Annotated in this window: 17 protein-coding genes and 1 pseudogene; 12 read left to right on the plus strand and 6 right to left on the minus strand. The window is 44.2% G+C overall.

Going from position 1 to position 21,324, the window contains the following annotated elements:
• Positions 1–178: 178 nt before the first annotated feature.
• On the plus strand, positions 179–2,299 hold the full coding sequence (locus tag KTG12_RS06030) for a M3 family metallopeptidase (RefSeq protein ID WP_138272902.1): 2,121 nt from the start codon (positions 179–181) through the stop codon (positions 2,297–2,299).
• Positions 2,300–2,321: 22 nt separating this feature from the next.
• The gene (locus KTG12_RS06035; RefSeq protein WP_005639024.1) at positions 2,322–2,702 is read left to right on the plus strand and encodes an L-rhamnose mutarotase; all 381 of its coding nucleotides are present in this window, start codon (positions 2,322–2,324) and stop codon (positions 2,700–2,702) included.
• Between the two features lie 103 nt (positions 2,703–2,805).
• Here KTG12_RS06035 and KTG12_RS06040 read toward each other — a convergent pair whose 3' ends face one another.
• Together KTG12_RS06040 and KTG12_RS06045 are read right to left on the minus strand one after the other, a co-directional pair.
• Positions 2,806–4,014 (minus strand): DUF4861 domain-containing protein, encoded by a 1,209-nt coding sequence (locus KTG12_RS06040; RefSeq protein WP_005650068.1) that lies wholly within the window; start codon positions 4,012–4,014, stop codon positions 2,806–2,808.
• 47 nt (positions 4,015–4,061) lie between these two features.
• Positions 4,062–4,676 carry a glycoside hydrolase family 20 zincin-like fold domain-containing protein gene (locus KTG12_RS06045; protein WP_046451508.1) on the minus strand — a complete coding sequence of 205 codons (615 nt, stop codon included), beginning with the start codon at positions 4,674–4,676 and terminating at the stop codon, positions 4,062–4,064.
• Positions 4,677–4,849: 173 nt separating this feature from the next.
• On the opposite strand from KTG12_RS06045, the gene KTG12_RS06050 reads away from it, so the two are divergent.
• The 8 genes and pseudogenes from KTG12_RS06050 to KTG12_RS06085 all read left to right on the plus strand — a co-directional run bounded on the left by KTG12_RS06050 (position 4,850) and on the right by KTG12_RS06085 (position 12,401).
• Positions 4,850–6,181 carry a PhoH family protein gene (locus KTG12_RS06050; protein ID WP_005639028.1) on the plus strand — a complete coding sequence of 444 codons (1,332 nt, stop codon included), beginning with the start codon at positions 4,850–4,852 and terminating at the stop codon, positions 6,179–6,181.
• A gap of 101 nt (positions 6,182–6,282) precedes the next feature.
• A pseudogene (locus KTG12_RS06055) lies at positions 6,283–6,621 on the plus strand (DUF3795 domain-containing protein).
• A 170-nt stretch (positions 6,622–6,791) separates the two neighbouring features.
• On the plus strand, positions 6,792–7,268 hold the full coding sequence (locus KTG12_RS06060; protein WP_005639030.1) for a DUF456 domain-containing protein: 477 nt from the start codon (positions 6,792–6,794) through the stop codon (positions 7,266–7,268).
• A gap of 67 nt (positions 7,269–7,335) precedes the next feature.
• A complete protein-coding gene (locus KTG12_RS06065) occupies positions 7,336–7,809 on the plus strand; it encodes a PaaI family thioesterase (protein ID WP_005639031.1) in 474 nt (157 codons plus the stop codon).
• A 22-nt stretch (positions 7,810–7,831) separates the two neighbouring features.
• Positions 7,832–8,668: a deoxyribonuclease IV gene (gene nfo / locus KTG12_RS06070; protein WP_005639032.1), complete on the plus strand. Its 837-nt coding sequence runs from the start codon at positions 7,832–7,834 to the stop codon at positions 8,666–8,668.
• 135 nt (positions 8,669–8,803) lie between these two features.
• Positions 8,804–10,213 (plus strand): sodium:proton antiporter NhaD, encoded by a 1,410-nt coding sequence (gene nhaD / locus KTG12_RS06075; protein ID WP_005639034.1) that lies wholly within the window; start codon positions 8,804–8,806, stop codon positions 10,211–10,213.
• A gap of 11 nt (positions 10,214–10,224) precedes the next feature.
• The gene (locus KTG12_RS06080) at positions 10,225–11,865 is read left to right on the plus strand and encodes a dipeptidase (RefSeq protein ID WP_022321651.1); all 1,641 of its coding nucleotides are present in this window, start codon (positions 10,225–10,227) and stop codon (positions 11,863–11,865) included.
• Between the two features lie 65 nt (positions 11,866–11,930).
• Positions 11,931–12,401, plus strand: coding sequence for an outer membrane beta-barrel protein (locus KTG12_RS06085; protein WP_022321650.1), 471 nt, complete (start codon positions 11,931–11,933; stop codon positions 12,399–12,401).
• A 67-nt stretch (positions 12,402–12,468) separates the two neighbouring features.
• On the opposite strand, the gene KTG12_RS06090 is transcribed toward KTG12_RS06085, so the two are convergent.
• On the minus strand, positions 12,469–13,113 hold the full coding sequence (locus KTG12_RS06090) for an HAD family phosphatase (protein ID WP_022321649.1): 645 nt from the start codon (positions 13,111–13,113) through the stop codon (positions 12,469–12,471).
• Between the two features lie 382 nt (positions 13,114–13,495).
• Between KTG12_RS06090 and KTG12_RS06095 the strand changes: the two genes are divergently transcribed.
• Entirely contained in the window at positions 13,496–14,875 is a 1,380-nt protein-coding gene (locus KTG12_RS06095) for a DUF1080 domain-containing protein (RefSeq protein ID WP_138272901.1), read from the plus strand.
• Between the two features lie 20 nt (positions 14,876–14,895).
• On the plus strand, positions 14,896–16,236 hold the full coding sequence (locus tag KTG12_RS06100) for a Gfo/Idh/MocA family oxidoreductase (RefSeq protein ID WP_046451491.1): 1,341 nt from the start codon (positions 14,896–14,898) through the stop codon (positions 16,234–16,236).
• Here the strand turns inward: KTG12_RS06100 and KTG12_RS06105 are convergent, their stop codons facing one another.
• From KTG12_RS06105 to proS, 3 genes are all read right to left on the minus strand, one after another.
• Positions 16,237–18,003, minus strand: coding sequence for a glycosyltransferase family 39 protein (locus KTG12_RS06105; protein WP_022321727.1), 1,767 nt, complete (start codon positions 18,001–18,003; stop codon positions 16,237–16,239).
• Positions 18,004–18,103: 100 nt separating this feature from the next.
• Positions 18,104–19,663: a DUF4435 domain-containing protein gene (locus KTG12_RS06110; protein WP_022321726.1), complete on the minus strand. Its 1,560-nt coding sequence runs from the start codon at positions 19,661–19,663 to the stop codon at positions 18,104–18,106.
• A gap of 128 nt (positions 19,664–19,791) precedes the next feature.
• Positions 19,792–21,273 (minus strand): proline--tRNA ligase, encoded by a 1,482-nt coding sequence (proS, locus tag KTG12_RS06115; RefSeq protein WP_138272900.1) that lies wholly within the window; start codon positions 21,271–21,273, stop codon positions 19,792–19,794.
• Positions 21,274–21,324: the final 51 nt, after the last annotated feature.

Consider the following 21,324-nt stretch of genomic DNA (forward strand, 5'->3'; position numbering starts at 1 on the left):
TTGATATTCAATTGATAAAAGGAAATTAGTGATAGTATGACAGTTGTTTTTCAAATTAATCCTAATGATAGGATAAAGCTGGCCGATGAAGGCTATGCAAAATTTATTTCGGGGAAATTTAAACAGGCTCTTAGTTTAATTCATACCTTTACACCAAGAACAAATAATAATTACAAACATGAATAAAACACTTATGGCTGCTGGACTTGCAGTTGTTTTAGGGGCATGCAATTCATCAAAGAAGAGTGATGGAGTTGATACTTCCGCCGTGAATCCATTCTTTACCGAGTACACGACACCGTTCGGCGTTCCTCCTTTTGAGCAAATCAAAGTAGAACATTACAAACCGGCTTTCCTAAAAGGAATGGAGGAACAAACAGCAGAAGTAGAGGCGATCGTAAACAATCCGGACAAAGCTACTTTTGAGAATACGATTGTTGCACTGGACCGTAGTGGAGAATTGCTTATGAAGGTCGCTTATGCCTTCAGCGGTCAGGCGAGTGTCAACACAAACGACGAGATTCAGGCTCTTGAACAGGAACTTTCACCGTTGCTCTCCAAACATAGTGACGATATTAGCCTGAATCCGAAACTTTTTGCCCGTGTGAAGTCTGTATATGAGAATCAGGCGAAGTTGAACTTGGATAAGGAGCAGAAGAAACTGCTTGAAGAAACTTATAAAGGGTTTGTCCGGGGCGGTGCTAACTTAGATGCCGACGAACAGGCGGAGCTTCGTAAACTGAACGAACAGATTTCCATGTTAGAACTGACTTTCGGACAAAATTCGTTAAAGGAGACGAATGCTTTCCAGCTCGTGGTCGATAAGAAAGAAGACTTGTCCGGTCTGCCTGAAACATTGATTGCCGCCGCCGCTACTACAGCTAAAGAGGCCGGACTGGATGGAAAGTGGGTTTTCACATTGCATAATCCGAGTGTGATGCCTTTCCTGCAATATGCCGACAATCGTGCTTTGCGTGAGAAAATCTATAAAGCCTATGTTTGTCGTGGCAATAACAATAATGCAAACGACAACAAGAATGTAATCAAGAAGTTGGTTGTCGCCCGTTTGGAAAAAGCCAAATTATTGGGCTATGAAGACTTTGCCGCATACGTGTTGGAAGAAAACATGGCGAAGAATGAAAAGAATGTATACGATTTGTTGAACAAGATCTGGATTCCCGCTCTTGTAAAAGCGAAGGAAGAGCTGGCGGATATCAATGCCGAGATTAAGAAAGAAGGTGGAAACTTCGAAGCGGAAGCCTGGGATTGGCGTTATTATTTCGAAAAAGCCAAGAAAGCGAAATTTGACTTGGACGAAAACGAAGTTCGTCCATACTTGGAGCTTAACAATGTCCGGGAAGGTGCTTTCTATGTGGCGAACAAACTGTATGGCATCACTTTTACTTCGTTGCAGGACATGCCGCTTCCCGATCCGGATGCCCAGGTTTTCGAATGTAAGGACAAGGATGGTACATCTTTAGGTGTACTTTATATGGACTTCTTTACTCGTCCGGGAAAGAGTGGTGGAGCATGGTGTGGTGGTTATCGCGACCAAACGTATAAGGATGGTAAGCGCATAACTCCGGTAGTGACGACTGTGTTTAATTTCTGTAAACCGGCAGATGGACAGCCTGCCTTGTTGAGTGTTGACGAGGCTGAAACTGTTTTCCACGAGTTCGGACATGCTTTGAACGGACTTTTTGCTGATGTCCATTATAATGGAGTGGCTGGTGTTCCCCGTGATTTCGTTGAACTTCCTTCGCAGATAATGGAGCATTGGGTGTTCGAACCGGAAGTCTTGAAAGTTTATGCCAAGCATCATGAAACAGGCGAAGTGATCCCGCAGGCTATTGTCGATAAAATAGTGAAGAGTGGTAGATATGGACAAGGTTTTGCGACAACTGAATATGTGGCTTCTTCTTTGTTGGATATGGACTATCATGTTCTGAAAGAGGTTCCGGTGGATTTGAATATAGAAAAGTTTGAATTAGATGCTATGTATGGTCGAGGTTTGTTGAAGCAGATTGCTCCTCGTTATTGGGGCACATATTTCGGTCATACGATGGAAGGTGGTTATACAGCTGGCTACTACAGCTACATTTGGGCGGAAGTGCTGGATTGTGATGCTTTCGAGGCGTTTAAAGAAACGGGGGACATCTTCAGTCCCGAAGTGGCCGCCAAATTTCGTACATACGTTTTGTCTCCGGGCGGTATTGATGAAGGTATGGATATGTACAAAAATTTTCGAGGTAAGGAACCGGACACGGAGCCTTTATTGAAGAACAGAGGTCTTAAATAATCTTATAATCAGATATTAGAAGATGAAACAGACAGGATATAAGATGAAAGAATATGGTATACCAACAAAGCGGTATTGCCAGACATTGGATCTGAAAGATGATCCCGAACTGATCTCTGAATATCGGAAACGGCATACGGAGAACGAAGCATGGCCGGAGATTCTGCAAGGTATACGGAGTGTCGGTATTTTAGAAATGGAGATTTATATCTTGGATAACCGTCTTTTTATGATCGTGGAGACTCCGTTCGATTTTGATTGGGACGAGGCTTTTGCACGGTTGGCTACTTTGCCTCGCCAGGAGGAGTGGGAAACGTATATGTCCATCTTTCAGGTTGCCCGCCCGGGTGCAACATCTGCCGAGAAATGGCGGATGATGGAGCGGATATTTCATTTATATTGATCCCGAAATGGCTGATCTGGCTTAAGAAAATATAGGCGAAATAAAAGAAAAGGGGGCACTTCAATTTTGATGTCCCCTTTTACTTTTTTATTTGGATTTGAATTTATTTTATTGTTACAGTCAGTGGTTCTTTCAGATTTTGCGCGAATTTCTGTACATAATCGAACCATTTGCTGGAGTTTTCAAATCCCCATTTGCTCCAACCGGCACCACTATAATATGTATAGCTACAACCAGGGGTGTAGGTGCTGTAAGCCAAAACATGGCCGTCTGCGCCTCGTTCAGCCTTTTCTTTGTCGGAGAATGTGATAGCTTTAGCTTCGTTAACCTTCTCCGGGAATACGGCTGCTACATAAATTTGTCCGTTTACGGGATCAGCAGGATCGGCATAGGCAATGTAACCTTTTGCTGCATCGGCCTGATAGTCTTTGCTCGGCTCGTGCAAAACGATACCGGTTACAACCGGGGTCGCTTCGGTCAGATTATCGTAAGTGATTGTGAACTTATTCATTTGGGAACCTGCATCGAGAGAAATTATGCGGTTTTCGATCACATTATTGTTTCCTTTCACAGTCAGAGGATTGTAAACCAGCTTTACAGTGAAACGTAACGGACCGTTGTCTAAAATTTGGTAGTCTTTGTAGCAATACGGATAGACGATAGAGTCGTTTGCTAATAGAGCGGAAGTTCCGGCTCCCAATGTTGGGCCTACCTTATAGTAATCCAATCCGTTACCATGATCGATATGATAGGAAACAGATTCGGACAATTGCTGTGCTGCTTTCGGGTCGGTCTTGCGCAGTTCTGCAATCTTAGCTCTTGTTTCCGGATCTAGTTCGGTTTTGTAACGCATGTCGACAATCGGTTCGGATACACATTTTACCCAAATATCGCAACCATAAGCTTTCTCGCCGGTAGCTTGCAAGGCCGGACCGTAGGTACGGAAGGCGATACGGTCGTTTTCCCAGGCAATATCGTCCACTCGTTCGGGATATTGTTTACCGCAGGCAATTGTTTTGAACGCTTCAGGTGTTCCTGGGGTGATCTTGTAGGTCACGTTTTCACCCCCCTTGACGGAGACAGGAAAAATAATCTTGTTGTCATACGTTATCTGATAGGGAACTTGCGAGCCTGTATTGTCAGAAATGATGAATGTCTCACCCTTCAGTTTGGTGATGGCGTCCGAAGTGATTTCGGTGATTTCGTTTGTGCGGTCTGTGGTAGACGGATTACTGATGGTTATCTCGACCACCTTCTCTTGCGTGCACGCAAACGCGGAGGCCGCTAACAATAAGCTGAAAATCTTTTTCATAAATTTGTTATGTGTTTAATTTTAATGTATTTGTTGATACTGGTTTCTCAAAATCCGGTTGTAAAAGTAGGAATATTCATTAAGTTTTCAAAAGTAACCATCAGTTTGTTGAGCCGATTTCGGAAATTATCCGCTTGAGTGAAGAAATTTGTTCCAGAAACAAGAATCTTTTCCTCACTCATCAATGAACGGTAGCTGAAACGGGGTTGATCGTCGATTTCGATTGGTGCAATCTTTCCCGATAGAGTCCGGCATACATCTCCTAACAGAATCTGATCTAAGGTCATAAGTCCGTACAGAATGGAACCCTGTGTTGCCCCTTTTATGGAAACTGTTTTCTCGGATACGGATAACAGGTAATGTCCATCTCCTTTGACTGAAGGATCCAGTATGAGGCGAATGACGGAACTGCCGGATCCGGAAGAGGATAGAGTTGGTGTTTTCCCTGTTCTTTGTCGCAAGATGTCTTTTAACTCTGCAATGCAAAAAGCATCCTCCGGCAGATTCGTTTGTATGGTCGTCTTTCCGCTTATGATGAAATCTTTCTTACTTTCGATTTGTTTGACTTGGTTCGGCATAGGAAGCAATGCTGACAAATTATCTTGCGCCGACAAGCATCCGGCAAACAGCAACATGTATGTGATAAGTTTGTATTTTTTCATGAATTTAATTTGGACATTTGAAAAGCAAAAATACATAAATAAAGCGGGGCGTGATCTTTGGTTTTTGTAAAAAAGTTGAATTAATTGGTCTATTTGATATATTCTTGGCTTTCGAGGGATAATATCTCGGAAATATTTCTATCTTAGAGGCATAATCATTAAATCGAAAGATCATGGGAGCAAAGAAGAATTTTGTGCTTGACACGAATGTCATATTGCACGACTACAAGTGTATTGAGAACTTTCAGGAGAATGATATTTATCTTCCGATCGTCGTGTTGGAAGAGTTGGATAAGTTTAAAAAGGGGAGCGACCAGATCAACTACAATGCCCGTGAGTTTGTACGCGAGTTAGATACGTTGACCAGCAATGACCTCTTTTTGAAAGGAGCTTCACTGGGACCTGGCAAAGGCACTTTGCATGTGGTGACCGGGGACAAGTATCAGGAGAAAATTTACCAGTCGTTTCCGGAAAAAACCGCAGATCATCGTATTCTGTCGTGTACGCTGTCGGTTGCTGAGTCTGAAAAAGACCGGAAGGTGAAAACCATTCTGGTGACAAAGGATGTGAACCTGCGTATGAAGGCGCGTTCGTTGGGTATCGAAGTGGAAGATTATATAACCGACAAGGTTATTAATGTCGATATTTTCAAACGTGCACAAGACATTTACGAGAATATAGATCCGGATTTGATTGATAAGATGTATGCATCTCCTGATGGCATCGATGCTGATCTGTTCGATATAAAGTCGAAGCTGGAGCCGAACGAATGTTTTATTTTAAAGAGTGTGCGTAATTCTGTCCTGGCCCGTTATAATCCGTTCACCAATAAATTCAAAAAAGTGGAAAAAGCCAGCAATTATGGTATTCAGCCTCGCAATGCGGAGCAGAGTTTTGCTTTTGAGGTGCTGAATGATCCGGATGTAAAACTTATCGGGTTGACAGGAAAGGCCGGAACCGGTAAAACCTTGCTGGCTTTGGCTTCTGCATTAAAACAGGCGAATGTTTATAAACAGATTCTGCTGGCACGTCCTATTGTTGCTTTGGCAAATAAGGATTTAGGATTCTTGCCTGGCGATGAGAAGCAGAAGGTGGCTCCTTATATGCAGCCCTTGTTTGATAATCTGAATGTTATTAAGGGACAGTTTGCACCCGGTGGATCAGATGCTCGTAAAATAGATGATTTGCAAAAGAACGGGCAACTTGTGATTGAAGCATTGGCTTTCATCCGCGGTCGAAGTCTTTCGGAAACGTTCTGTATTATCGATGAGGCGCAGAACCTGACTCCGCATGAGATTAAAACGATTATCACCCGTGCAGGAGAGGGAACGAAAATGGTATTTACCGGGGATATCCAGCAGATAGACTCTCCTTATCTGGATGCACAGAGTAATGGTCTCGCTTATATGGTTGATAAAATGAAAGGGCAAGAATTGTTTGCTCACATCAATCTGATCAAAGGAGAACGTAGTCAATTGTCCGAATTAGCTTCTGACTTACTCTGATAAAAGAAATATTGAAAAGGAGGTGTGCCATATTATGAATTTTGTCACACCTCCTTTATTATAGTAGTGTTTTTGGAATGGTTAAAGGATTATAACAGACGATGAAACAATTGATTGCATGTTGCGGGTTGGATTGTGAAGGTTGTGATGCTCGCATAGCCACAGTCGGAAATGACAATGAATTAAGAGAAAAGACTGCCCGGAAGTGGAGTGAGATGAACAACGCACCCGAGATTACGGCTGCAACCATAAATTGTATGGGATGTCGGGCAGACGGTGCTAAATTTGCCTATTGTAGCGATTATTGCGAAATCCGTAAATGAGTAAATAAAAAAGGATTGAATACTTGTGGCGACTGTAAAGAGTTGAATAGTTGCCCGATAGTTGGTGCCGTTTTCCTGCATGCCCCTGATGCAAAAGAAAATCTTCTCTTTCGTTAGATACGGATAATGCGACTGTTAAAAAGGATGAAGTGTTCACCGCCAACCTGTCCCTGTTTATGGTGGGTGAGGCAGCACTGAGAGGAAAACGATTCGGATTTATATTTTACTGTTTTCGTGTTTTTTCGTATTATTGCATATGAATACTTATACAGCTAAAATATAACTATATGGATATCTTTCTTATTATTTTGGGGGTACTTTGTTTGCTGGCCGGGCTGGCAGGTTGTTTTTTGCCTGTATTACCCGGTCCGCCTGTTTCTTATGTGGGTTTGTTGCTTTTGCACTTTACGGACAAAATCCATTTCAGTACTACACATTTGATTTTATGGGCTTTTTTGGTCATTATTGTCCAGGTGATGGATTATGTGACGCCCATGTTGGGCACAAAATACAGTGGAGGCGGTAAATGGGGGAATCGGGGATGTATGATCGGGACGATCGCCGGTCTTTTCGTCTTTCCACCCTGGGGTGTGTTGATCGGTCCGTTTGCAGGAGCCGTAATTGGCGAATTGTTTGGAGGGAAGAAGTCTGCCGAGGCTTTTAAAGCCGGGTTAGGGGCTTTTGTCGGTTTTCTGTTCAGTGTGGTGGTGAAAGTGTCGGTTTGCGGCTATTTTATTTACAGCTTTGTTGCGGCGCTATTTTAATAAACCTTATTTCTGCTTTTTGTGTTACCTTTGTAAATTAATAGGGCTGTGGTAAAAATTATCAAATATGAAAAAGATTATTAATCCCTGGGAAGGATTGGATGGATATATGTGTTTTGGCTGTGCCCCGAGCAATCCGATGGGACTTCATATGGAGTTTTATGAGGATGGCGACGATATTGTAGCTTATTGGGAGCCGGAAGCTCATTATCAGGGGTGGTTGAATACGTTGCATGGTGGAATCCTGACAACATTGATGGACGAATTGGCAGGTTGGGTAGTGCTTAGGAAGTTACAGACTTCAGGAATGACCTCACGCTTGGATGCCCGCTTTCTGAAAAGTCTTTCTACTTGTGAGCCCAGGCTGACAATCAGGGGGCGTATCAAAGACCGTAAACGAAATGCAATCTTTATTGAAACGGAGATCTATAATTCACAAGATGAGTTATGTACGCGTGCCGACTTGGTCTATTTTATAGTTACACAAGAACAGGCGACAGAAAAATTTCATTTTGCAGGATGCAAAGCAGAAGGTGAATAAACAATAAAACATAAATAACATAATGAAGTATATTGGAGCACATGTGTCGGCATCGGGTGGAGTTGAGAATGCTCCAGTGAATGCGAATGCGATTGGGGCGAAGGCATTTGCTTTGTTTACCCGTAATCAGCGTCAATGGAAATCTTCTCCGCTGACAAAAAAGAGTATTTCTCTTTTCAGAGAGCGTTGTGAGGAATTTGGTTATGCGGCAGAATATATTCTTCCGCATGACAGTTATCTGATCAATCTGGGACATCCGGAAGCAGAAGGTTTGCAGAAGTCACGGGATGCTTTCTTGGATGAAATGCAACGTTGTGAGCAGCTGGGATTGAATCGTTTGAATTTCCATCCTGGAAGTCATTTGAACCAGATGGAGGTGGAGGACTGTCTGACGCGCATAGCTAATTCGGTTAATTGGGCATTGGATCAGACTTCGGGTGTATGTGCCGTATTAGAAAATACAGCCGGACAGGGAACCAATCTGGGATATACTTTTGAGCAACTTGCTTACATTATCGATAAAGTGGAAGATAAATCCCGTGTCGGAGTTTGTATAGATACTGCTCATACATTGGCTGCGGGTTATGATATCAAGACTGTCGAAGGTTTTACGGAGACATTCCGACATTTTGACGAGGTAATAGGTTTTTCTTATTTGCGTGGCATGCATATAAACGATTCCAAAAAAGATCTGGCTACCCGTGTGGATCGCCATGATAGTATTGGGAAAGGAGTGATGGGATTGACTACATTTAAGATGCTGATGGATGATCCCCGGTTTGATAACATTCCTTTAATTCTGGAAACACCGGATGAGTCTATTTGGTCGGAAGAAATAGAATATCTGTATTCTATATAATAAAAACGAAAGGAGGGGTCTTTTCAGACTATTCTTTTGTTTAACTAAAATTTATAATGCTTTTTGGTATGCAAGAGCTTGGAATGAAAAATTCTTTCTTTTGTGATTTGATAATAAGTTTAAATATATTGTACTATGTTTATTTTAATGCCTGTCATCTTTGTTTTAGGGATTCTTGCAATCGCGCTGGAAGATAAGATAAAGATAAATAAAGCTGCGATAGCTCTGTTTATGGCAATATCACTGTGGATGATATTGATGTTTGACGCCTATGATATTTTTGTCGAACGCTCCAGTCCTTTGTTTCAAGAGTTTCTGACCCAAAACCCGGAAATGGCAAATGCTCCTCTGAAAGATCAGTTTATTACATTTATTACAAACCGTTCGATTGTTTATCATTTAGGGAATGTATCCGAAACGCTTTTCTTTGTTATGTGCTCCATGCTGATTGTCGATATCGTGGATAAGCATGGTGGTTTCCGGGCTGTTACCGGATATATCCGTACTGCCAATAAAAGGAAATTATTGTGGTATATAAGTTTTGCCGCTTTTTTCTTTTCTGCCTTGTTGGATAACTTGGCTGCTGCTATCGTGATTATGGCCGTGTTACGGAAACTGGTTCCGGACCGGACAGATCGTTTAAAATATGCTTGTATGGTGATTATTGCTGCGAATGCAGGTGGTTCATGGTCTCCGATTGGTGACGTGACGACCATTTTGCTTTGGGTGGGCAAGAACGTCACGGCTATGCACCAGATTTCGCATGTATTCTTTCCGGCATTGATAAACTTGCTTGTGCCTCTGACGATTGCTAATTTTTGGTTGTTTAAGAAAGATGCGACTTTACGTGTGATGAGCGAGGAAGAAATGGCAGACGAATATGCACCGGAAATACCGAATCATTCGCGTCGGGTGATCTTTGTGATTGGTGTACTTTCGTTGGCTTTGGTTCCGGTCTTTCAGATGGTGACAGACCTTCCACCTTTCTTAGGTGTTTTGTTGGGCTTGGTGGTCCTGTGGTTTTATACGGATATCATGTATAGCAAACTGCATATGCACGAATCTAATAAGTTACGTATTTCTCAGTTACTTCCGAACATCGACCTAGCGACGATCTTTTTCTTTTTGGGTATCCTGATGGCGGTAGGGGCTTTGGAAACCTCCGGCCAGTTAGGGTTGATGTCTGCTTTTCTGGATAAGCATGTACATGAACCTTATCTGATCAGCTTTGTGATCGGTGTTTTGTCTTCCTGTGTGGACAACGTAGCTTTGGTTGCGGCAACAATGGGTATGTATCCGATTGTACCGGATGCGGCCAATCTGACTCCTTATGCTCAGTTCTTTGTATCGGACGGAGGTTTCTGGACATTCCTTGCCTACTGTGCCGTGACTGGCGGTAGTATCTTGATTATCGGTTCTGCAACAGGTGTAACGGTAATGGGATTGGAAAAGATCGATTTTATGTATTATACCAAACGATTTTCAATTTTGGCGTTGATCGGCTATTGCTGCGGTGCCGGCGTATATATGTTATTATTTGCATAAACTTTATTTATATGGGAAAAACATGGATTTTGATGGTAACCTGTGCTATTATGCTTTCCGGAATGGAAGCCTTTGCATGTACAGGTCTACTGGTGGGAAAGAAAGCTTCGGTTGACGGCTCTGTTATGATCAGTTATGCGGCAGATTCGCATACGTTATATGGTGAACTGTATCGCTGGCCGGCTGCGACTTGGCCGAAAGGGGCGATGTTGGATATCATCGAGTGGGACACCCATAAACCGTTAGGACAGATTCCACAGGTTGAACAGACCTATTCTGTAGTTGGTAATATGAATGAACATCAAGTTGCGATTACGGAAAGCACTTTCGGGGGGCGTCCCGAACTAGTTGACACGACCGGTATCATGGATTACGGCAGTCTGATTTATGTCACTTTGCAACGTTCCAAAACGGCGCGGGAGGCTATTCGGATTATGACTGACCTGGTGAAGGATTATGGCTACTATAGCAGTGGAGAAACGTTCTCTATTGCTGATAAGAACGAAGCTTGGGTGATGGAAATGATCGGTAAAGGTCCGGGTAATAAAGGAGCTGTCTGGGTTGCTATTCGCATTCCGGACGATTGTATTTCGGCTCATGCCAATCAATCTCGTATTCAGCAGATCCCGTTTGATGATAAGGAGAACTGCATTTATTCACCGGATGTTGTCTCTTTTGCTCGTGAAAAGGGATATTTCAGTGGCAGGGATAAGGATTTTAGTTTCCAGAAAGCCTATTGCCCGTATGATTTCAGTGCTCTGCGTGGTTGTGAAGCCCGTGTGTGGTCTTTCTTTCGCAAATATGATAAATCGATGGATCAATATATGGATCTGATTAAGGGCGATGTAATGAAGAAGCCTATGCCTTTGTATGTCAAGCCTGATCGTTTGTTATCCGTTCGGGATGTGCAGAACGGTATGCGCGACCATTTCGAAGGAACTGATTTAGATATGACGAAGGATGCCGGTGCAGGTCCTTACAAAGTTCCGTATCGTTGGCGTCCGATGACTTTCGAAGTGGACGGTCAGGAATATACGAACGAGCGTGCGATTGCTACGCAGCAGACCGGTTTTGTGATTGTTCCTCAGATGCGTAATTGGCTACCGGATGCCGTCGGTGGTATTCTTTGGTTCGGTGTGGATGATGCAGACATGGCTGTCTTTACGCCGATCTATTGTTCGGTGACAGCTTCTCCCGAATGTTATCGTGTCGGAAACGGTGATATGATGAATTTTTCTTGGACATCCGCTTTCTGGATTCATAACTGGGTGGCTAATATGGCGTATGGCAAATATAGTTATATGATTCAGGATATCCGTCTTGTTCAGCAGGAGTTGGAGAACAGCTATCAACAGACAATTCCGGCTGTCGATAAGGCTGCATCGGAACTGTATGCCAAGAATCCGGCGGAAGCGGTCAAGTTCCTGACCTGGTTTAGTTCTACTACTGCCGACCAGGCAACAGCCCGTTGGAAGAAATTAGGAGAATACTTGTTAGTCAAATATATGGATGGTAACGTGAAGAAGGAAGAAAACGGACATTTTAAGCAGAATGGTTACGGATTATCCGAATATCCGGATTTCCCTGGCTATGATGAAGACTATTATCGTAGCATTGTAAAAAGTGCAGGTGATAAATTAAAAGTAAAGTAATATGCTTTTGTTAAGGAAAAATACTATATTTGGCGATAGATATTGTTGTACTAAATAAGAAAAGTATGAAAAAATTAATTGTTATGTTGATGTTGACGCTGTTTAGTATAGGTGCATATGCACAGACGCAGCAAGGTCAATCCTCGTTTGGCTTCAACTTGGGTTATAATTTTAATGATGTCGGCAATGCTACTATCGGCATCGATTATCGTTATTGTGTAACGGATGCGTTTCGTTTGACCCCGTCTATTACTCATTTAGTAAAGAATGATGGGTTAAGTGCATGGGCAATTGATATGAATGCTCATTATGTATTTAAATTGAGTGAGATGTTCGGTTTTTATCCGTTGGCAGGCTTAAGCCTTTCGTTTTGGAAAGCAGGTCCTTGGGATGCAACTCGTTTTGGAGCCAATATCGGCTTAGGAGGTGAAGTGTATGCGACAGATCGGGTTTCTGTCGGCTTGGAAGCCAAGTATAATATTATAAAGGATTTGGATGCCGCAGCGTTGGCTGTCCGTGTCGGATATAATTTTTAAGTAATCGGATTTTTGTACAATAAGAAGGGGAGTGGCGGCACATCCCCTTTTTATTTTTATGTCCGTTCTACCACTGTTTGTATTCTTCGAACGTAATGTTTTGGAAGTCGGGTATGACCTGATAAACTTTGTCTTTTAAAGACTCTTCGGAATTGGTCGTGCTAAGTCCGATAACCCGCATACCCGCATTGGTCCCGGCCTGTATTCCGGCAAAAGAGTCTTCAAATACCAGACTGTCGGAAGGTGATACATGCAGGTCGGAGGCGGCAAGCAAATAACACATTGGATCGGGTTTCCCTTTTGTGATCCGGTCGGCACTCACGACCGTATCGAACAGATTGTCGAGTTTCAAAAGGCGGAAAGCCCGTTTTAGCTTGGCATCGTCGGAGCTGGTGACCAAACCGACTTTTACATCTTTACTTTTCAGAAGATGGATAAACTCCATCGCACCCGGAACCGGTGGAAAAGGCATCTGCTGTTCGAATTCCATTGATTCGCGGATTACCTTTTCCTTAAATTCTTCAGATCGGTCGGAAAAATACTTCTCCAATATATAAGGTAATGTCGTTCCTTTGATGTGGGATGCGAAATTGGGGATTCCCGTCTGATAGCGTTTTCCTGCTTCATTCCAGTAAATATCGTAAATAGGTTCTGTGTCTACAATCACACCGTCGAAATCAAAAAAGGCAGTCTTCATAAACTGTTGTTTCATAAAAATCAATTCGTTTATAATAAGGTCATTTGTCTGCAAATATACTTCTTATTGGGATACAGGAGAACAAATTTGTAAATCTTATTTACTTTATTCTTTTATTGCGTAATAAAAAATGGCCTTACTGCCATATTATTCTTAAATCAATGGCAGCGACTATGTAATTGGCTGCAGTGATTATATAATCGCCGACTCTGATTTTAAAATAATAGCAGGGAGAGTGGGAAATAGACGGCTTGTAAAGAGCTATTTTAGTGTAGTTATTCTAACTTTTTTGAGATTTAATGCAATGATAGTGCAAAAACTTATATCTTTGTGCACGTACACATGTTTGTTAACTAAAGGAAATTATTGTCTAACTAATTATAGTATCAGAAAGCAAATGAAAGCGTATTTGAAATTAGCAGCTTTGTCTCTGACTTTGCTGTGTGGTGCCTGCCTACCTAACGACGGATGGCAGCAATTGTTTAATGGTAAGGATTTTACTGGCTTCAAGCAGTTGAATGGTAAGGCTCCCTATCGTGTAGAGAATGGATGTATGGTCGGCCAGACTGTGGATAAAGAACCGAACAGTTTTATGGCGACAGAACAAACGTATGGTGATTTTATTCTGGAGTTTGAAGTGAAATGTCATCCAGACTTGAATTCCGGGGTGCAGTTTCGAAGCGAAAGTAAGCCGGATTACAACAATGGACGTGTGCATGGCTATCAGTGCGAAATTGACCCGTCCGACCGTGCTTGGAGTGGTGGGCTTTATGATGAAGCGCGACGCGGTTGGCTGGCTCCTTTAACGAATAACGAAGCTGGACGAGCCGCCTATAAGAAAGATGATTGGAACAAGTATCGAATTGAAGCTATCGGCAACAGTATCCGCATCTGGCTGAATGGTGTGAACACTTCGAATGTAGTAGATGATATGACACCGGAAGGCTTTATCGCTTTCCAGGTACATGGTATTTTCGGGAAAACGGAGAATGTCGGCAAGGAAATTTGGTGGCGTAATATCCGTATTAAGACGGAAAATTTAGAGGCAGAGCGCATGCAAGGCCCGTTAGCTCCGGAAGTGAACTGTATTCCGAATACGCTGACAGAAGCAGAAAAAGCGGCTGGTTGGAAACTGTTGTTTGACGGTAAGACTTCTAACGGATGGCGGGGTGCCGGACAGGAAACATTCCCTGAAAACGGATGGAAGATCGAAAATGGTGAATTGACTGTTATGAAGAATGGCGGTCCGGAAGGTAAAAGAGGGGGTGATATCCTGACAGTCGATGAGTTTGGCGCCTTCGAGCTGAGCTTTGAGTTCAAGTTGACGGCAGGTGCAAATAGCGGTATGAAATATCTGATTCAGGAAAGCAAGAAGAATAAAGGTTTTGTGATCGGTCCGGAATACCAGGTTCTGGATGACAAACAACATCCGGATGCCAAACTGTACACGACTTATCCTGGTAGCCGTACGGTTTCCAGCTTGTACGATATTATCCCTGCGAAAAACAAACGCTTCAATGGTGTCGGACAGTGGAATAAGGGAGTTATCAAAGTATTCCCTAACAAACATGTCGAACATTGGATGAACGGCTTTAAGACCGTTGAGTATGATTGGGCTTCGGATGCATTCTTGGAAGTCGTGAAGGGAAGCAAATTCGCGAAGAAGGAATATGCCGAATTTGGACCTTTTGGTACTGCTGAAAAAGGTCATATCCTTTTGCAGGATCACTGGGACGAAGTCTCTTTCCGGAATATCAAGATTAGAGAACTCAAATAGTTAACTAAAAAATAGGAACCATGACAACACGTAGAGATTTCCTTAAACACAGTGCCTTAGGTGCAGCAGGTCTGACTATTGGCGGACTGGGATTCAGTACAGAGAGTTTTGCTAACATAATGGGCGCAAACGAGAAGATTCGTGTGGGTATCGTCGGCTTTTCAGACCGTGCCCGCCATTCTTTGATTCCTGCTTTTATGGCCTGTGCCGATGAGTTAGGCTTTGAAATCGTCGCTATTTCCGACATTTGGAAACGGCGTAGAGAAGAAGGTGTTGCTTTCTTCCAGGAGAAATATGGAAAGAAAGTGAAAGCATTCCGTAACAACGAAGAACTGTATGACGCAAAAATGTGTGATGCCGTGATCGTTGCCACTTCCGACTTCCAGCACGCCTTGCACTGCATCGAAGCGGTTCAAGCCGGATGTGATGCCTATGTAGAGAAACCTTTTGCTGAAACGATGGAAGATGCTCGTGCCGCCCGCAAAGCTGTGTTGGAAAGTGGAAAGATCGTGCAGATTGGTTCCCAACGTCGCTCGGCCCCAAACTATCATGCTGCCAACGACTTTATCCGTTCCGGTAAGTTTGGCAAGATCACGATGGTGGAAATGTGCTGGAACGTTAACCAGCCCGGACGTTGGCGCCGTCCGGCTTTGGTTGCACAATGTTTTGAGAAGGATACTGACTGGAAACGTTTCCTGCTGAATCGTCCGTACGAAGAATGGGACCCGCGTAAATATTTGGAATACCGCCTGTTCTGGCCGTATTCTTCCGGTATTCCCGGCCAGTGGATGTCACATCAGATCGATACGGTACATTGGTTTACGGGTTGCAACCACCCGAATAGTGTTGCTGCCAATGGCGGAATATATCAATGGAATGACGGACGCCGCAGTTATGACACGATGACGGCGGTGTTCGATTATGGGAAAGCCGGAGAAAATTTCCAGGTCGTATATTCTTCCCGTATGCATAACTCGGCAGGCGGAACAAAAGAATTGTACTTCTCCAATGGCGGTACGTTGAATCTGGACACGAATAAAGTGACATCGGAAGGTGGATTGACCAAGCGTTTCGCAGATGAAATGGGAATGCAACCGAACCTGTTGGAAGAATTCAAATTACCTTCTATCAAGGTGGAAACGGGTTCCAATACAGGAGCCGATCCAATGACAAACCTGCATATGCGTAATTGGATGGAATGCGTGAAAAGCCGCAAGCAACCGAATGCTCCGGTAGATGCCGGCTATAATCATTCTATTGCCAACATCATGTGTACGGCTTCTCTTCGGACAGGAGAAAAAGCTACATTCGATGAAGCAAGACAGGAAGTGCTTGCCGGTGGCAAAGTCTTTAAATATTGATTATTCGTTTCGTAAGAAGCTGCATAGTACGATTCTTTGACGTACGTCGGCAATAACATTCTTTGTGGAGGTAAGTAGACTGAATGTGTACTTATCTCCATAATTTTTTTGTACAGTTTCCAAGTCTTTCACGGTACAGAAAAAGAAGCCGCTTACCGGCTGTTCCTGCCCGAAATTATGGAACTTGTTGCCCAAATAGAAATTCAGCCCGTAAAGATTAGCATATGTCTTCAGATCATTCATTACATACATATTCATGTCGTCCAACGGATATTCTTTCTGAACCTGCTTGGCAAACGGACGGGCGGAGCTTCCTTGGCGTATACCGCGCATGACAACCCCATCGATCAATAAGTTAATGGCAAAGGCCAATGCAATCGTCGCATACAGGATCTTGATGTTGATCTTCTTGAACATCTGATAATAGACAGTCGCCAGAATAGCCAAAAGGACTATCAGGATACAAATTGTCAGCCCGCAGGGATACGCGAACATATTCGACACCAACTCGACCGTTTCCAGTGTCGATTGACGGCTTGTGTACTGGCTTGCGATCTTGACAGGATCGATTGCTCCGGCCATTGTCAGGGCGACGGCAATCACGACGACGGCAGTAATGGAGGCCATGAAAGCGGCAAATACTCGGGTTACCTTCGTCCGGTATTCCGTAATGTATAATGTATATTGAGCCAAGAAAATAGCAATAAACGGATATGCCGGCATCAAGTATACGCTTCGTTTGCTGGATGGTATCGAATAGAAGAAAATTATACAAACCAATGCAACTAAGCTGAACAGTTTCTCTTTTTCCATCGATCGAATATTATTCCAAGTGCTAGCCAGTATCTCTTTCACCGACTTTTCTGGTTTGTGCAGTTTTAATCCGAATAAAGAGAAAAAGAAGAAGATCGTCCAGGGAACAAATCCCGCAGCCAGTGTCATGAAATTATACCAGACTCCGTTTTCATGCCCTAAATTGTAATGGATATCAGGCGTGCTGAGGTGGAAGAAACGACCGAAATTCTCTGCTAACATTACATTCAGGAACGTATCGCCTCCCTGTTTCCAGGCAGCGACATACCACAATAGAGGCAGGAATATCGAAGAAATACCAGCATAAAGAAGTGCTTTGAATATCACTAAATAAGAGTATTTACGAAGCATCAGCAAATAGACACCGAAAACAAATAGCGGCAGAATAATACCTACAGGTCCTTTTGTCAGTACGGCACATCCCAATAAGGCCGGAATAGCGATCGGCACCCCTTTTAACTCCAGTTTGTCTTCCCACCTGTATAGCTGATAAAGCCCGATCACGATAAAGGTTGTCAGCAGCATGTCCACACGCGTGGTCATAGCAGCCCGGTGTATCTCGATACAGGTGATGAGCAATAGCGTGGCGATGAATGCCTGCTGGAACCGCAACCGCTTGCCAAAGAAAACCAGTGTGAAACCGATCAGTATAATAAAAGCCAACGCAGACGGCAGGCGGGAGGTGAACTCTGAAACATATCCCTGCGGCAGGGAAGCGGCTGCCATCAGCCAATGCGCCAACGGTGGTTTGTAGGCAAATTCGTTCGCATAGACCTGTGGCAAAACCCAGTTGCCGGTTTCGAGCATGGAAACGGCAACCGCCGCTTCGCGAGGTTCTCCCTTAGTCGAAAAATCTCCCAGCCCGATCCAGGGAAGGACTGAGATTATGCAAATGACAATAACCATCGTTATCGGCTTTTGCAGATAAAGATATTGAAGAGTAGGTGTGCGCATAGTTTAAATCGGTAAGGAGCTTCCGCCCCGTTGCATATATTTTTCTAAGTTACAAAAGAACGACTTTTTACGGACTTTTTGTTCATTTCGGGAAACTTTTTTATGTCCCTAAACATTCTTTGATGGAAGTCCGGATGACAATCGCATCTTCTTTATTCTCTTTCAGAATGGAAAGGACGAGGTTTAAATAACTCTCCTTATTGCTGATACCACAATATTTGCAGAGTTGGGACTGAGGCAACATCCCTTTCTGATTGTAAACGCGAAGGATGTTTTTGTAATCTCCGGTTTCGGCAAACCGAATGAATTTCTCCTTGATTCCCGCATATATTTCGTCTACATGTACGGTGTTGTGGATGCTTTCCACATGTTCGGTCAGTTCATCCACCGTACTCATCTTCCGGTTCAGAGCCGTTTCCAGCTTTTTCTGTACGCGATGGCGGGCATGAAGCAAAACCTGGCTTTCGAGATCTTTTAGGAAAAGCTTGATGACGTTTTCTTTGACCTGGCTGAAGACCTGTTCCGGATCTTTCATCAGACGGGCGGCAACGGTCTTGATAACAGGCTCCAGCATCAGCAGGTTTTCCACTTCGGCAACGTTAGGAACATAGATATGCTGTTCGCGCAGGTAAGCTATTTCTCCTTCCGTGCGACGGTCACGGTCAACGATCCCTTTGGAATCCAGCGTATGGAAATCTTTCAACTGGGCGAATGCCTTTGTTGTTTCGATTACTTTCTGGCAACCTCCCATCGGTTTTACCTTGTAGTCGGGAAAGATAAGCGGGTAGAGGCGGCTGTCTATGCTGTTGGAGTCGGTCCCTTCGATGAATAAGATTGGTTTGCGGCTGCCTAAGATCTCCATATAGACCTCTTCCGGGAAGCTGTCATTGTTTTCGATCAGTTCGTAGTCCCATATCCGGGCGTCTCCATTGTAAGAACGTATCCAGAGGCGCTTGCTGTTGTCGCGGGAGGCGGCGAAGTCGATGTCGTGCGTCAGATACACGTATGTGCAGTCCGGGCGCATGGCTTCTACCTCGTCCCACAAAGGATTTTTGATGGAGTCGTGGAGCAGGACTTCCGGCTCTTCAATGATTAATAATGCATTTTCAGGAGCACAGAGTACGGCTCCTATCAGATAGAATACCAGCTTTTCGCCGTCGCTCATCCGGCCGGCCGTATAAGAGTCTCCGTCGATGCTGGTGGAGGCCAGTTCAATAAAACCCGATTTGCGTACCAGGCGGTTATGCGGGAACATCTTCTCCCAAATCGTCTGGATACGATCTATCTTGGTGACCGGCGGTAATAGATCGGGTGTCAGCTTGCTTTCTTCCTTATACTGGACGGCAGCTTCAAATTCTTCTGTTTGCAGGTGCAGGATCAACTTTTCATATTCTGACATACGTGGTATGAAAAGTCGCTCCGCAATCATGGACTGAAGCCGTGTTAGCTCGTTGCCGTTGACAGGAGCCTTGTTCTCTTCGCTGCTAAGGAAGAGGGAATGCATTCCGGATATCCATACGCTTTGCCCGGCGTAGCGTTGGTGTAAGTTTCTGCCGAAGGAGCTTTTACCGGCTCCGTTAGCCCCGATTACGACCAGCACTTTCGTGTCAAGGGTAACGGGGGCTGAAGTATTTTGATTGGTAGGAAGAATTAAATCCATAACAGGTCTCCAATTAGTTTCCCCAAAGGTAAATAAAAATTTCATTGGTAGGAAACAAAAATTCCATAAGCATGGAACAAGAGTTTCGTGCTTATGGAACTTTATTTTCTTTTGTATGTACGGACGGTTTAGTAAGCTCGTGCGAACAATACGCGCTGTGCGGAAGGTCTGCCGGTCACCATGCATTTGCCCGGAGTCTTGTCGCCTTCCAGCGGAATACAGCGGATCGTGGCTTTCGTTTCGTTCTTCACCTGCTCTTCCGTTTCGGGAGTTCCGTCCCAATGAGCCATGATGAAGTAACCTTCTTCGATCTTTTCCTTGAACTCTTCGTAGGTATCGACTGTAATTGTTTTTTCCGTACGATGATCGAGTGCTTTCTGGAAGATGTTCTTTTGGATTTCTTCCAGCAGGTTCTGAACGTATGTTTCGATGTTGTCGCAAGTCACAGTTTCTTTTTCCAGTGTATCGCGACGCATCACTTCTATCGTGTTGTTCTCCAAATCGCGTCCTCCCATAGCTAAACGTACGGGAACGCCTTTCAGTTCGTATTCGGCGAACTTCCATCCTGGCTTCTTGTTGTCGGCGTCGTCGAATTTTACGGAGATACCCAACGCTTTCAGCTTGGCAACGATGCCGTTTACCTTTTCGCTGATCTGCGCCAACTGCTCTGTGCTGCGGTAGATCGGGATGATTACCACCTGGATAGGAGCGAGGTGAGGCGGCAATACCAGACCGTTGTCGTCGGAGTGGGACATGATCAGGGCGCCGATCAGACGGGTTGAAACCCCCCATGAAGTCGCCCAGGCGTAGTCGCTCTTTCCGTTCTTGTCGATAAAGGTAACGTCGAACGCCTTGCCGAAATTCTGTCCCAAGAAGTGGGAAGTTCCAGCTTGCAGCGCTTTTCCGTCCTGCATCATCGCTTCGATCGTGTAGGTGTCCAATGCACCTGCGAAACGTTCGCTTGCAGATTTGACACCTTTGATGACCGGCATCGCCATATAGTTTTCGGCAAAGTCGGCATAGACTCCCTGCATCTTCTTTGCTTCGATTTCGGCTTCTTCGCGTGTCGCGTGAGCAGTATGTCCTTCCTGCCACAGGAATTCTGCGGTACGGAGGAAGAGGCGGGTACGCATTTCCCAACGCATCACGTTTGCCCATTGGTTGCAAAGAATAGGCAGGTCGCGGTAAGACTGGATCCAATTACGATAGGTGTTCCAGATAATTGTCTCGGATGTCGGACGGATAATCAGTTCTTCTTCCAGCTTGGCGGCCGGGTCGACCACGACACCTGTACCGTCATGATTTGTTTTCAGACGATAATGTGTTACAACGGCACATTCTTTGGCGAAGCCTTCTACATGTTCGGCTTCCTTGCTCAGGAATGATTTCGGGATCAGCAAGGGGAAGTAAGCGTTTACGTGGCCTGTTTCCTTGAACATATCGTCGAGGATACGTTGCATCTTTTCCCAAATTGCATATCCGTAAGGCTTGATCACCATACAGCCGCGTACTGCAGAATTCTCTGCCAGATCCGCTTTGATTACCAGATCCTGGTACCACTGCGAGTAGTTCACACTTCTCGGAGTCAGTTCTTTCAGCTCTTTTGCCATTTCCTTATAATTCTATATGTTTTTCTATTAATTCCAAAATATGACGCGCAA

The organism is Parabacteroides sp. MSK.9.14 (assembly GCF_019041495.1).
GTDB classification, from domain to species: domain Bacteria; phylum Bacteroidota; class Bacteroidia; order Bacteroidales; family Tannerellaceae; genus Parabacteroides; species Parabacteroides merdae.